General features: G+C 68.8%; 10 protein-coding genes. 8 read left to right on the top strand and 2 right to left on the bottom strand.

Annotation, left to right across the window (positions count from 1 at the left end):
• Positions 1 to 64: 64 nt before the first annotated feature.
• Positions 65 to 634: a 2'-5' RNA ligase family protein gene (locus tag AC07NX_RS15910; protein WP_494643095.1), complete on the bottom strand. Its 570-nt coding sequence runs from the start codon at positions 632 to 634 to the stop codon at positions 65 to 67.
• A 206-nt stretch (positions 635 to 840) separates the two neighbouring features.
• Here AC07NX_RS15910 and AC07NX_RS15905 point away from each other — a divergent pair, with 206 nt between their 5' ends.
• The 8 genes from AC07NX_RS15905 (at position 841) to AC07NX_RS15870 (ending at position 11,954) form a co-directional block, all read left to right on the top strand.
• Positions 841 to 1,278 carry a D-Ala-D-Ala carboxypeptidase family metallohydrolase gene (locus AC07NX_RS15905; protein ID WP_494643094.1) on the top strand — a complete coding sequence of 146 codons (438 nt, stop codon included), beginning with the start codon at positions 841 to 843 and terminating at the stop codon, positions 1,276 to 1,278.
• A gap of 224 nt (positions 1,279 to 1,502) precedes the next feature.
• Entirely contained in the window at positions 1,503 to 2,531 is a 1,029-nt protein-coding gene (locus AC07NX_RS15900; protein ID WP_494643093.1) for a sensor histidine kinase, read from the top strand.
• 322 nt (positions 2,532 to 2,853) lie between these two features.
• Positions 2,854 to 4,233 carry an alginate export family protein gene (locus tag AC07NX_RS15895; protein WP_494643091.1) on the top strand — a complete coding sequence of 460 codons (1,380 nt, stop codon included), beginning with the start codon at positions 2,854 to 2,856 and terminating at the stop codon, positions 4,231 to 4,233.
• A gap of 21 nt (positions 4,234 to 4,254) precedes the next feature.
• Positions 4,255 to 5,559 (top strand): CmpA/NrtA family ABC transporter substrate-binding protein, encoded by a 1,305-nt coding sequence (locus AC07NX_RS15890; RefSeq protein WP_494643090.1) that lies wholly within the window; start codon positions 4,255 to 4,257, stop codon positions 5,557 to 5,559.
• Between the two features lie 10 nt (positions 5,560 to 5,569).
• Positions 5,570 to 6,484, top strand: coding sequence for a nitrate ABC transporter permease (ntrB, locus tag AC07NX_RS15885; protein WP_494643089.1), 915 nt, complete (start codon positions 5,570 to 5,572; stop codon positions 6,482 to 6,484).
• Between the two features lie 11 nt (positions 6,485 to 6,495).
• Complete coding sequence (locus AC07NX_RS15880; RefSeq protein WP_494643088.1) at positions 6,496 to 7,281, top strand: ABC transporter ATP-binding protein; 786 nt, start codon at positions 6,496 to 6,498, stop codon at positions 7,279 to 7,281.
• Between the two features lie 123 nt (positions 7,282 to 7,404).
• Positions 7,405 to 10,353: a hybrid sensor histidine kinase/response regulator gene (locus tag AC07NX_RS15875; RefSeq protein ID WP_494643086.1), complete on the top strand. Its 2,949-nt coding sequence runs from the start codon at positions 7,405 to 7,407 to the stop codon at positions 10,351 to 10,353.
• Between the two features lie 8 nt (positions 10,354 to 10,361).
• Complete coding sequence (locus AC07NX_RS15870) at positions 10,362 to 11,954, top strand: response regulator (RefSeq protein ID WP_494643085.1); 1,593 nt, start codon at positions 10,362 to 10,364, stop codon at positions 11,952 to 11,954.
• A 94-nt stretch (positions 11,955 to 12,048) separates the two neighbouring features.
• Here AC07NX_RS15870 and AC07NX_RS15865 read toward each other — a convergent pair.
• A partial coding sequence (locus AC07NX_RS15865) for an AMP-binding enzyme (RefSeq protein WP_494643083.1) occupies positions 12,049 to 12,612 on the bottom strand: 564 nt, incomplete at its 5' end.

Here is a 12,612-nt window from a genome sequence, read left to right as displayed (position 1 = left end):
GGGATGGTTCAAATCAAGGGGGATGTGGCTGGACAATGCGCCACGCGGCGATTGGTTCGCGCCCTCAGCGGAACGCCCAGCGCGCCAGCGGGATGTGTTCGGTCCGCCCCAGCCGGCTGTGGACCAGGGTGAAACCGCCGACGGTCCACCGGATCGGCGGAACGGCCTGCTCGGCGACCAGCCGCCTGTCGTAGAGCATCGTCACGTGCGGCGTGAAGCTCCGGTCCACCAGCTTGCCCAGACCGGCCCGGGCCATCGCCAGTCCCAGGTCGCGCTGGAAGGCTTTCAGCGCCTCGAGACCGTCACCGCCCTGCAGGACGAACGGATTGTTGCCGCCATTATGGAAGCTGGCGGCGCGATCGAAGGCGACCTCGAACGGCGACGTCGCCATCGCCCCGGCCGCGTCGCTGGCCATCGCCACGATGTCGCGCCGCACCCCGGCGTGGTCGCCCAGGTGGTGCAGGGTGATGTGGAACCGCTCGGGCGCCAGCGGCCGGCCGTCCAATCGATGGGCGGCGCGCAGCGCGTCGGCCCGCCGCGCGATCTCGGTCGCCGTCGCCGGATCGGGAAAGATCGCGAAGAAGAGCCGGTCGGTGATCGGCGGCGCGTCGAAGAGGGAAAACTGGTCGGACACGCCCCTACCCTGCCCGGATTCAGAGAGCGGCGCCACGGCGCGCCGGGTGATCTCGGCGGATGCAGGTCGCGCCTCCCGGCCACGCCCTCCTGGGCAATCACGGACCGAGGCTTGCGCGCCGCTCAACGGCGTCACCGAACCAGAAAATTCTCCCTTGGATTGCGACGATGAAAGGCTAACCTTTCACGACACCAGGAGGGGCCGCCATGAAGCTCAGCGCGCACTTTTCGCTTGAGGAATTCATCCTCTCCAGCAAGGCGCTGTCGATGGGGGTCAAGAACGACCCGACTCCGGCGCATCTGGAAAATCTCAAGCGCCTGGCCGAGCGCATGGAGGCGGTCCGCGCGCTGTTCAACCGGCCGATCGAGATCACCAGCGCCTACCGAAACCCGCAGGTCAACGCCGCGGTCGGCGGCGTGCCGACCTCGGCCCACGCCCTGGGCCACGCCGCCGACTTCCACGTCGACGGCCTGAGCGACCTGGAGGTCGCCAAAAGCGTCCGCGACAGCGGATTGAAGTTCGACCAGCTGATCTACGAAAAGAGTCGCTGCGTGCACATCAGCTTCGACCCCAGGCTGCGCCGCCAGGTGATGCGCCAACCCGGCGGCCCCGGTTCGGCCGTCTACAACGGCCTCGAACCCTAGTTTTCACCCGCGGCGCGCCCTCGGCAGCCGGGCGCGGCCACGGACCACGGGAAAGGCGTGGTCCAAGCCTCGCGTCTGGAGCTATGAACTTGAGGCCCTGGCGTGCGACGGTGAAATATGCGCGGCCTTGTCGGGCTCCTCGTCCGCGAATCCCGCATAACCGACCGCGCGACACGAACGACCAGAATGTAAGGCTCCACACCGAAATGCACACGGCTCACGAGATGAGCGAATGGTTCGCGTCCGGCTTGCACGAAATCGTCCTGGATTCCGTGACGGCGAACGTGGCGATCCTGAACGCCGAGGGCGAGATCATCGCGGTGAACGACGCCTGGGCCCGGTTCGCCGAGTTCAACGCGCTGCCGCTGGAAAACCACGGGCTGGGCCTGAACTACATCGCGTTCTGCGACAGCCTCAGCGCGTCCGGAGCCTCCGAAGCCGCCGTCGGCCTGCGAGACCTGCTGGCGGGAGAGCCGGGACCGTTCCGCCACGAATACCAGATGGACCTGACCAGCGGCCCGCTGTGGGCCAGGATGACCGCCACCCGCCTTTCCAGCGACGGCCGGACCCTGGTGATCGTCGCGCAGGAGGACATCACCGTCCAGCGTCACGCCCAGGCGGCCCTGGGACGGGCCACCGCCGCATTGCTGCACGCCGAGGACGACGAACGCCGCCGCATCGCGCGCGAGCTTCACGACGGCACCGCCCAATACCTCACCGGCGCCAAGCTGATGCTGGGCGCGATGAAGGTCGAGGGGCGCGCGGAAAAGGTTCGAGTCGAGATCGAGACCCTGCTGGTCAACGCCCTGGAAGAGATTCGCAGCCTTTCCTACGTGCTGCACCCTCCGGCCCTGGAGGACATGGGCCTCGGCCCGGCCATTCGGCAGATGGCGGAAGGCTTCGCGCGCCGTACGGGACTGTCGCTGCAGATCGACATCGCCGACGACTTTCCCAAGATGGCCCGACCGACCGAGGTGGCCCTGTACCGCGTCGCCCAGGAAGCCCTGGCCAACGTCCATCGCCATTCCGGCAGCCCCCGCGCCACCCTGAGCCTGCGCCAGGCCGGCGAGATGGTCCTGCTGTCGATCCGCGACTACGGCGTGGGCCTGCCGGACGCCGCCTCGGCGACCGCCGGCGTCGGCCTGGCGGGCATGCGCCTTCGCCTGGAGTTCGTGAACGGCCACATCTCGCTGACCAGCGCCTTCCCCGGCGTGCTGGTCGAGGCCTGGGCGCCCTTCCTGCCGAAGGACTAGGTAACGGGACACCGGAGGGCCGGACCACTCAAGGGGCCCGAACGCGCGAAATCCGGGCAACGCCCCTATCGTCCGTGCACCGCTGCTATGCAAATCGACCCGATTTCATGTTGCGATGCGACATGGCGGAGTTTTCGGATTGCCGCGCCGCGCCGCCGGCTCCCTCCTAGTCTCAACACGCGGGACAACGACGTTCCGCGATGCCCGAAAGGGCGACCGAGCGGCGATGTAGCCGCATGGTGCTGTTTGGACAACGACGTCCGGAGAGATCGCTGAAGCGATTTCGCCGGGCGTTTTTTTTTGGCCTTCTGGGGGATGGACCATGACAAGACTGCGAGGAATGCTGCGTTGCAGCACGGCTTTCTGCGCCCTGATGCTGGGCGGCGCGGCCTACGCGCAATCGGCGCCGGAACCGGCTTCGGCGGTCGCCGAACCCGCGGCCGAAGCCGCCGAAGCCATCGAACCGCCGCCCCCCGCGCCGCCGCCGCCGACCTTCAGCGACCAGGTCGCCGCCGGAAAACTGATCCTGGAAGTCCGGGCGCGCTATGAGAGCGTCGACCAGACCAAGACCGCCACCCTGAGGGACGACGCCTCGGCCTTCACGATCCGCACCCGCCTGGGCTGGGAAACCGCCGAATTCCACGGCGTGAAGGGCCTGATCGAGTTCGAGGACGTCCGCCAGGCTGGTCCCGAACACTACGCCGTCAACGTCCCCGGCGTGACCACCGCCCCGCTGAACGGCGCCGACAAGGCCAGGTATCCGATCGTCAACGACCCGGACGTCACCGAGCTGAACCGCGCCCAGCTGACCTGGACGCCCAGCGCGGCCCTGCAGGTCACGGCCGGCCGCCAGCGTATCCTGCTCGACGACCAGCGCTTCGTCGGCAATGTCGGCTGGCGCCAGGACGAGCAGACCTTCGACGCCGTCCGCGCCGACGTCGCCCATGGCCGCTTCAAGGCGACCTACGCCTACGTCTCGCACGTCAACCGCATCCTGGGCGAGCTGCGCGACTGGGACAGCGACAGCCACCTGCTGAACGCCACATGGTCGCCGGCCGAGGCCCTGCGCCTGCAGGGCTTCGTCTACGCCCTGGACTTCGGCAATTCGGCGGTCAACTCGTCGCTGACCAAGGGCGTCAAGGCCTCGGGCAAGACCTGGGTCGGCCTCTACCAACTGGCCTACAACGCCACCTACGCCAAGCAGTTGGACTACCACCACAATACGCCGAACTTCGACCTGGACTATTTCGGCGGCGACGTCGCCGCGACGTTCGACATCTACACGGTCAAGGCCAGCTACGAGTCGCTGGAAGGCAACGGGACGCGCGGCTTCACCACGCCCCTGGCCACCGTCCACGCCTTTCAGGGCTGGGCCGACGCCTTCGTCTCGCCGGGCGGCAACAAGGGCTTCGTCGACGGGATCGAGGACGCCAACCTCAGCTTCAACGCCAAGCCCCGGTTCCGACGGACCTACTTCTTCAACACCGACATCCTGGTCCGCTACCACGACTTCGACGACCAGCGGACCGGCGCCGACCTGGGCCACGAGTGGGACGTCCAGTTCACCGCCGCCATCACGCCCAAACTCTCGATCCAGCTGAAGTACGCCGACTTCCAGCGCGAAAAGACCGTGCCCGCGGGCACGGCGACGCCGCCGGCCTCGCGGACCAAGGCCTGGTTCACCCTCGAATACAAGCTCTGACCCCAGCGGGATCCGAACATCATGACCAAGATCGACAAGACCGCCACCGCCGACGCTCCCGAAGCCGGCCTGACCCGTCGCAACGCCTTGCTGGGCGCCGCCGCCACCGTGGCGGCCGCCAAGGCGGCCTTCCCGGCGGGGGCCCACGCCGCCGGCGCCGGACCGGAGATCGCCAGGGCCAAGCTGGGCTTCATCGCCCTGACCGACTCCTCGCCGGTGATCATCGCCAAGGAACGCGGCCTGTTCGCCAAGCACGGCATGCCTGACGTCGAGGTGCTCAAGCAGGCCTCGTGGGGCGCCACCCGCGACAACCTGGTGCTGGGCTCCGAGCGCGGCGGCATCGACGGGGCCCACATCCTGTCGCCCATGCCCTATCTGATGACCACCGGAGCGATCACCGGCGGCGCGCCGACGCCGATGTACGTGCTGGCGCGCCTCAACACCAACGGCCAGGCGATCTCGGTCGGCAACGACCTGAAGGCCGTGAAGGTCGGCCTCAACAGCGCCGGGGCCAAGGCCAAGTTCCAGCAGCTGAGGGCGGCGGGCAACATCGCCAAGGTCGCCATGACCTTCCGCGGCGGCACCCACGACCTGTGGGTCCGCTACTGGCTGGCGGCCGGCGGCATCAATCCCGAGACCGACATCTCGACCATCGTCATCCCGCCGCCCCAGATGGTGGCCAACATGAAGGCCGGCACCCAGGACGTGTTCTGCGTCGGCGAGCCCTGGAACGGCCAACTGGTCAACCAGAAGGTCGGCTACACGGCCTGCCTGACCTCGGAACTGTGGATGAACCACCCGGAAAAGGCGCTGGGCATGCGGGCCGCCTGGGTCGACAAGTATCCGCGCGCCGCCCAGGCCATCACCGCCGCCGTCCAGGAAGCGGCCATGTGGTGCGACAAGGCCGCCAACCTGCCGGCCATGTGCTCGATCGTGTCGGGCCGCCAGTACATCAACGTACCGATGGGCGACATCCTGCCCCGCCTGCAGGGCACGGTGGACTACGGCGACGGCCGGACGCTGAAGAACTCGCCGCACCGGATGAAGTTCTGGGCGGATAACGCCAGCTTCCCCTTCAAGTCGCACGATCTGTGGTTCCTGACCGAGGATATCCGCTGGGGCGTGCTACCCCAGAAGACCAACACCCAGGCCCTGGTCAACAAGGTCAACCGTTCGGACATCTGGCGCGCGGCGGCCAAGACCATCGGCCAGACGGGGCCGGCCGGCGACAGCCGGGGCGTGGAGCGGTTCTTCGACGGCAAGGTGTTCGACCCGGCCAATCCGGGCGCCTACCTGGCCAGCCAGCCGATCAAGAAACTGGTCTAGGAGCGCGGCGATGACCTTTCCCAAGCCCTCATTCTCACCAGCCGAGCCCCTGGCGGGGGCCGTGGGCGGGGTCACGGCGGCGGCGGCCCCGCCGCCGCCCGCGGCCGCGCCGCGCGCCTCGGGCCTGTCGGAACTCGGCCGCCGGGCCGGAGCAACGGCGGCGGCGGTGATCCCGCCGATCCTGACCCTGCTGGTCCTGTTGGGACTCTGGCAGGTTGCGGCCGGCGATTCCTATACCGGCGTGCCGTCGCCGCTGCGCATCTGGACCGAATCCAAGGACCTGATCCTCGACCCGTTCTTCGACCGCGGCGGGGTCGACAAGGGCCTGTTCTGGCACGTGCTGACCAGCCTCAGCCGGGTCGGGGTCGGCTTCTCGCTGTCGGCGGTCTGCGGCGTGATGCTGGGCGTCCTGATCGGCGCCAACCGCTGGGCGCACCGCGGCCTGGACCCGATCTTCCAGGTGCTGCGCACCGTGCCGCCTCTGGCCTGGCTGCCGATCTCGCTGGCCGCCTTCCAGCAGGCCCAGCCCTCGGCCCTGTTCGTGATCTTCATCACCTCGATCTGGCCGATCATCATCAACACCGCCGTCGGCGTTCGCAACATCCCCACCGACTATGTCAACGTGGCCAAGGTGCTGCGGCTGTCGCCGACCGAGTACTTCTTCAAGATCCTGCTGCCGGCCACCACCCCCTACATCTTCACTGGCCTGCGGATCGGCATCGGCATGAGCTGGCTGGCCATCGTCGCGTCGGAGATGCTGCTGGGCGGCGTCGGGGTCGGGTTCTTCATCTGGGACCAGTACAATTCCGGACGGATCTCCGACATCGTCGTGGCCCTGGCCTGGGTCGGCCTGACCGGCTTCTTCCTCGATCGCCTGGTGGCCCTGGCGGGCCGCATCGTCTCGCGCGGCAACGCGGCGAGCTAAGGAGACCTCTCATGGCAAAGGCCTATCTCTCCATCGAAGGCGTCGGCGTCACCTTCGCCAAGGGCGCCGCCCGCTCCGAGGTGCTGACCGGCGTCGACCTGAAGGTCGACAAGGGCGAGTTCGTCTCGATCATCGGTCACTCGGGCTGCGGCAAGTCGACCCTGCTGAACGTCGTCGCCGGCCTCGTGCCGGTGACCACCGGCGCGGTCATCCTCGACAAGCAGGAGGTCAACGCGCCGGGCCCGGATCGGGCCGTGGTGTTCCAGAACCATTCGCTGCTGCCCTGGCTGTCGGTGCGCGAGAACGTCAGCCTGGCGGTCGACAAGGTGTTCGCCGGCTCCAAGACCGCCGCCGAACGCCGCGACTGGACCCTGCACAATCTGGAGCTGGTCAAGATGAGCCACGCCCTGGACAAGCGCCCGTCCGAGATTTCGGGCGGCATGAAGCAGCGGGTCGGCATCGCCCGCGCCCTGGCCATGGAGCCCAAGGTCCTGCTGCTCGACGAGCCGTTCGGGGCGCTCGACGCCCTGACCCGCGCCCATCTGCAGGATAGCGTCATGGAGATCCACGCCAGCCTGCGCAACACCGTGCTGATGGTCACCCACGACGTCGACGAGGCGGCCCTGCTGTCGGACCGGATCGTGATGATGACCAACGGGCCCCGCGCCGCGATCGGCCAAGTGCTGGAGGTGGCCCTGGAGCGTCCCCGCGACCGCCTGGCCGTCGCCGAGAACCCGACCTACATCCACGCCCGGGCGGCGGTGATCGAGTTCCTCTATGCGAGGCGCGCGGCATAGGCTTCAAGGCCGGAAGGCGCGCCGTCCTGGCCAGGACGGCGCCCTTTTTCATCGCTGGGTTGCGATTGACCGCAGTTGAGATACGAATATTGGTCTCGCTGTAGCTCAGTTCGGGGGAGCGCCTTGGCCGAACCCACGCCGGCAGGACTCCAGGGATCGAACGCCTTCGACCTGGCGCGACCTTCCGGCCCCGCGGTCGTTGTTCTGGTCGTCCTTGGTTTGGCCGGCGGCGTCCTGCTGACGGGCGGGCACAGGGTCTATCCCAACCTTCACACCATCCTCGACACGTGCGTCGGCCTTCTTTCGGGAATCCTGGCGCTGAAGTTGTGGGGGGCCGGCGAACAGGAGCATGGCGACATCGCCAGGCGCCTCGCCCTCGCCTTCCTGGCGACCTGCGCCATGGAGATCGTCCACGTCCTCGTGACGGTCGAATGGTCGGGTCCCCTGGCCTCGATCAGCGCCTCCAGCGGGGTGTTGCGGCCGTCGACCTGGCCGCCCCCTTCCCTTCTACTGCCGCTGGGCGTGATCGGCGCGCTGATCTGGCCCACGAGCGGCCGGCCGGGCCTCGCGGCCTTCGCCCTGGCGCTCCTGGCGGCGGCGGTCGCGCTGCTGGCCGCCTATCAGCGGCTGCCGATCTATCTCCCGCCGGGCGTTCTGGGCGTCACCCGCCCGGCGATGATCCCGGCGCCCGTGCTCTGGGTCGCGGCGGCCTTCGTGGCGTGGCGCCTGGCCGACCGCGACCGGATCGTCAGGGCGCTGCCCATGACCGCGGCCATCCTCGCGCTAGCCAACGCCCTGATCCTCTATTCGCGCTCCCCCGCCGACGCCCCCGCGATGGCCTCGCACCTGGGCAAGATGGCCGGCGAGCTCACCCTGCTGTTCTTCCTGTTCCAGACGGCCTCGCGCGACATGCGGGATCGCATCCACGTCGAGACCGCCCTGTCGAAGCTCAACGCGGAGTTGGACCGGCGCGTCGCCGAGCGGACCGCGCAGCTCGAAGCCGAGACGCAAGCACGCCAGAAGGGACAGCGCCTGCTGGAGGCCGTGGTCGAGAACTCGCCCGCCGTCATCTACGTCAAGGATCTCGACGGCCGCTACCTGATGGTCAATCGCCGCTATGGCGACATCTTCCACATCGACCGCGACGCCATGATCGGGCGCACGGACCACGACATCTTCTCCGTGGAGGTCGCCGACGCGTTCCGCGCCATGGACGTGCGCGTCGCCGCGGCCGACCAGCCGCTGACCGAGGAAGAGAGCGCCCCGCACGACGACGGGCCCCACGCCTACATCTCGGTGAAGTCGCCCCTGCGCGACGAAACGGGCCACGTCTACGCCGTGTTCGGCATCTCCACCGACATCACCGAGCGCAAGGACGCCGAAGCCAAGCTCCACACCCAGCTGCAGCGGCTCAGCCTGCTGGACGAGATCACCCGCGCCATCGGCCAGCGCCAGGACAACCAAAGCATCTTCCAGGTGGTCGTGCGAAGCATCGAGGACCAGCTGCCCGCCGACTTCGCCTGTCTCTGCCTCTATGATGACCTGGAGCGGGCGCTGACGGTCGCCGCCGTCGGCGTGAACAGCCAGGCCCTGGCCCTGGAACTGGCCATGCCCGAGCGGGCCCGCGTCGACATCGACGAGAACGGTCTCTCCCAGTGCGTCCAGGGGCGGCTGGTCTACGAGCCGGACATTGCGGAGGTTCCCTTCCCCTTCCCGCGCCGGCTCGCGGGCGGCGGGCTCGGCTCCATGGTCTGCGCGCCCCTGCAGGTCGAGAGCAAGGTGTTCGGCGTGCTGATCGTGGCCCGCTTCCAGCCGAACGCCTTCGTCAGCGCCGAATGCGAATTCCTGCGCCAGCTCAGCGAGCACGTGGCGCTCGCCGCCCACCAGGCCCAACTGCACAGCGCGCTCCAGACCGCCTATGACGACCTGCGCCAGTCCCAACAGGCGATCCTGCAGCAGGAACGGCTGAAGGCCCTGGGCCAGATGGCCAGCGGCATCGCCCACGACATCAACAACGCCCTGTCGCCCGTCTCGCTCTATACCGAAGCGATGCTGGAAACCGAGCCGGGCCTCAGCCCCGCGGGACGCGGCCAATTGGAGATCATCCGCCGCGCGGTCGAGGACGTGGGCCAGACCATCGGCAAGATGCGCGAGTTCTACAGGCTGCGGGAAACCCAGCTCGAAACCGAGCCCGTCCAGTTGAGCGAACTGGTCGGCCAGGTCCTGGAGCTCACCCGGGCGCGGTGGAACGACATGGCCATGCAGCGCGGCGTGGTCATCAAGGTCGAGACCGCCCTGGCCGGCGATCTGCCGCCGGTGATGGGCGTGGCCAGCGAAATCCGCGAGGCGCTGGTCAATCTGGTGTTCAACGCCGTGGACGCCATGCCCGATGGCGGGGTCCTGGCGGTGAGCGCCGCCCGCGTCGCCACGGACACCGGCGACGCCGTACGGGTCAGCGTCGCGGACAACGGGATCGGCATGGACGCCGAGGCGCGTCGGCGATGTCTGGAACCGTTCTTCACGACCAAGGGCGAGCGCGGGACAGGCCTTGGCCTGGCGATGGTCTATGGGGTCGCGCAACGCCATGGCGCCGAACTGGACATCCAGTCGTCGCCCGGCGCCGGCGCGACGGTCTCGCTTACCTTCGCCCGGGCGGTGGACGGTCGCGCCGCTCCAAACACCCCGGCGGCCATTCCACGGCGACGGTTGCGCCTGCTGCTGGTGGACGACGATCCCGTATTGCTCAAGGCCTTGAGCGACGCCCTGGAGAGCGACGGCCATGTCGTGACCATCGCCAATGGCGGCGGTGCGGGCATCGAAGTCTTCGAGGCCAGCCAGGGCGGCGACCGCTTCGACGCCGTCTTCACCGATCTGGGCATGCCCTATGTCGACGGTCGCCGCGTGGCGGCCGCGATCAAGGGGCTGTCAACCACGACGCCGGTGATCCTGCTGACGGGCTGGGGCCAGGGACTGCTCGCCGAGGAGGACTTCCCGCCCCATGTTGACCTGGTGCTGAGCAAGCCGCCCAAGCTGCGGGAACTTCGCGCGGCCCTCGCCCGCTTCACGACATGAGCAGCCCCATGGCCGAATCCCAATATCCGGCGGAAGACGACATCCGGCGGACGCGCATCCTGATCGTGGACGACGAGGCGGCAAACCTCCAGGCCCTGCGCGTGACGCTCGGCGGCCAGGGCTTCGACGTCACCGGTTTCACCCATCCGGACGACGCGCTGGAGGCGATCACGCCCGGCGCCTTCGACGTGCTGCTGACCGACTTGAAGATGCCCTCGACCACCGGCGTCGAGCTGCTGCAGAGAGCCCACGAGCGCGACCCCTATCTGTCCGGGGTCATCATGACCGGCGAAGGGTCGATCGCCTCGGCGGTGGAATCCATGCGCAGCGGCGCCGTCGACTATGTCCTCAAGCCCCTGAAGCTCAGCAACCTCCTGCCCGTCCTGGCCAGCGCCCGCACCCTCGGACGGCTTCGGCGCGAGAACGACCAGCTCGAACAGAGCGTGCGGGCCCGCACCCTTGATCTGGAGCGCGCGCTCGAGGAGGTCGATCATCACGCGGCCGAACGCCTCAAGGCCGAACAGGCGCTGATGCAGGCCCAGAAGATCGAGGCCATCGGCCGCCTCACCGGCGGCGTCGCCCACGACTTCAACAACCTGCTCGCCGCGGTGATCGGCAATCTGGAGCTGCTGCAGCGCAAGCTTCCGCCCGAGGCGGAACCCTGCCGGCGGTTCGTGGACAACGCCCTCGAGGCGGCCAATCGCGGCGCCAAGGTCACGGGCCAGCTGCTGGCCTTCTCCCGCACCCAGCGGCTGCGGCTGGAGCCGGTGGAGGTCGACGCGACCCTGCGGCGCAGCGACCCGCTCCTGCGTCAGGCCCTCGGCCCCGGGGTCGATCTCGAGGTGGACCTGGAGGCCGAGGGCGCCTGGGCCAGCACCGACGCGACGCAGCTGGAACTCGCGGCGCTGAATCTGATCGTCAATGCACGCGAGGCGTTGTCGGACGGCGGCGTGGTGCGCCTGAGCACGCGCCTCGAGGCCGATCGGATCGTCCTTGAGGTCGCCGACACGGGCGTCGGGATGACGCCGGAGGTGCTGGCGCGCGCCACCGAGCCGTTCTTCACCACCAGGACCGGATCCGGCACCGGGTTGGGCTTGGCGCAGGTCCATGGCTTCGCGCGCCAGTGCGGCGGAGACTGCGAGATCGAAAGCGCCCCGGGCGTGGGAACGCGGGTCTGCATTTCGCTTCCCCGAACCGAGCCTCCCGTCCTGCGCGCGGAGCCGCCGCTGGAGCCGGTCGCGACGCAACGGGCCGGCCTGCGGGTGCTGGTCGTCGACGACGACCAGCACGTCCGCGAAAGCCTTTGCGAGGCCTTGGTCAGCGAGGGCTTCCTCGTGCGCTCGGCGTCGGACGGCCCCTCCGGGCTGGCGCAATTGGAGGCGGAGACGCCGGACGCCGTGGTGCTGGACTATGCGATGCCGGGCATGACCGGAGCCGAGGTGGCGCGCCGCGCCCAGGCGACGCACCCCCACCTGCCGATCGTCTTCCTGAGCGGCTATGCCGACTCCCTGGCCCTGGACCAGATCGAAGCCGCCGCCGTCCTGCGCAAGCCGATCGCCATCGCCGACCTCAGCCGCGCGGTGCGCCTGGCGGTCGGGTGACGCCAGACCGCTCCGGACGGTCGCCAGCACCGAGGCCCACGCCCCAGGTCTCGCCCGTCTGCACCTTGGGCCCCGAAAGTCACAACACCCGGCGTCAGTCGCTCCGATTTTTCACCAGGTCGTCGACGACGGAGGGGTCGGCGAGGGTTGAGGTGTCGCCGAGGCTGGAAAGTTCGTTCTCGGCGATCTTGCGCAGGATGCGGCGCATGATCTTGCCCGAGCGGGTCTTGGGCAGGCCGGGGGCCCATTGCAGGAGGTCGGGGGCGGCGAACGGGCCGATCTCCTGGCGCACCCACAGGATCAGTTGCCTGCGCAGGTCGTCGCTGGGGGCGATCCCGGCCTTGAGCGTCACATAGGCGTAGACGCCCTGGCCCTTGATGTCGTGCGGATAGCCGACGACGGCCGCCTCGGCGACGGTCTCGTGGGCCACCAGGGCGCTTTCGATCTCGGCCGTGCCCAGGCGGTGGCCCGAGACGTTGATCACGTCGTCGACCCGGCCGGTGATCCAGTAATAGCCGTCCGCGTCGCGCCGGCAGCCGTCGCCGGTGAAGTACTTGCCCGGATAGGCGCTGAAATAGGTCGTGAAGAACCGGTCGGGATCGCCGTAGACGCCGCGCATCTGGCCCGGCCAGCTGTCGGTGATGACCAGGTTGCCCTC

The organism is Caulobacter sp. GW821-FHT09A05 (genome assembly GCF_059418465.1).
Note: the sequence above shows the minus strand (reverse complement) of the source record. Positions and strands in the feature narration are given on the sequence as shown.

What these genes read in the sequence shown, in the direction of transcription:
- AC07NX_RS15880 (WP_494643088.1), top strand. Translation starts at nt 6,496, where the DNA reads ATGGCAAAGGCCTATCTCTCCATCGAAGGCGTCGGCGTCACCTTCGCC.
- AC07NX_RS15890 (WP_494643090.1), top strand. Translation starts at nt 4,255, where the DNA reads ATGACCAAGATCGACAAGACCGCCACCGCCGACGCTCCCGAAGCCGGC.
- AC07NX_RS15895 (WP_494643091.1), top strand. Translation starts at nt 2,854, where the DNA reads ATGACAAGACTGCGAGGAATGCTGCGTTGCAGCACGGCTTTCTGCGCC.
- ntrB (WP_494643089.1), top strand. Translation starts at nt 5,570, where the DNA reads ATGACCTTTCCCAAGCCCTCATTCTCACCAGCCGAGCCCCTGGCGGGG.
- AC07NX_RS15905 (WP_494643094.1), top strand. Translation starts at nt 841, where the DNA reads ATGAAGCTCAGCGCGCACTTTTCGCTTGAGGAATTCATCCTCTCCAGC.
- AC07NX_RS15870 (WP_494643085.1), top strand. Translation starts at nt 10,362, where the DNA reads ATGGCCGAATCCCAATATCCGGCGGAAGACGACATCCGGCGGACGCGC.
- AC07NX_RS15900 (WP_494643093.1), top strand. Translation starts at nt 1,503, where the DNA reads ATGAGCGAATGGTTCGCGTCCGGCTTGCACGAAATCGTCCTGGATTCC.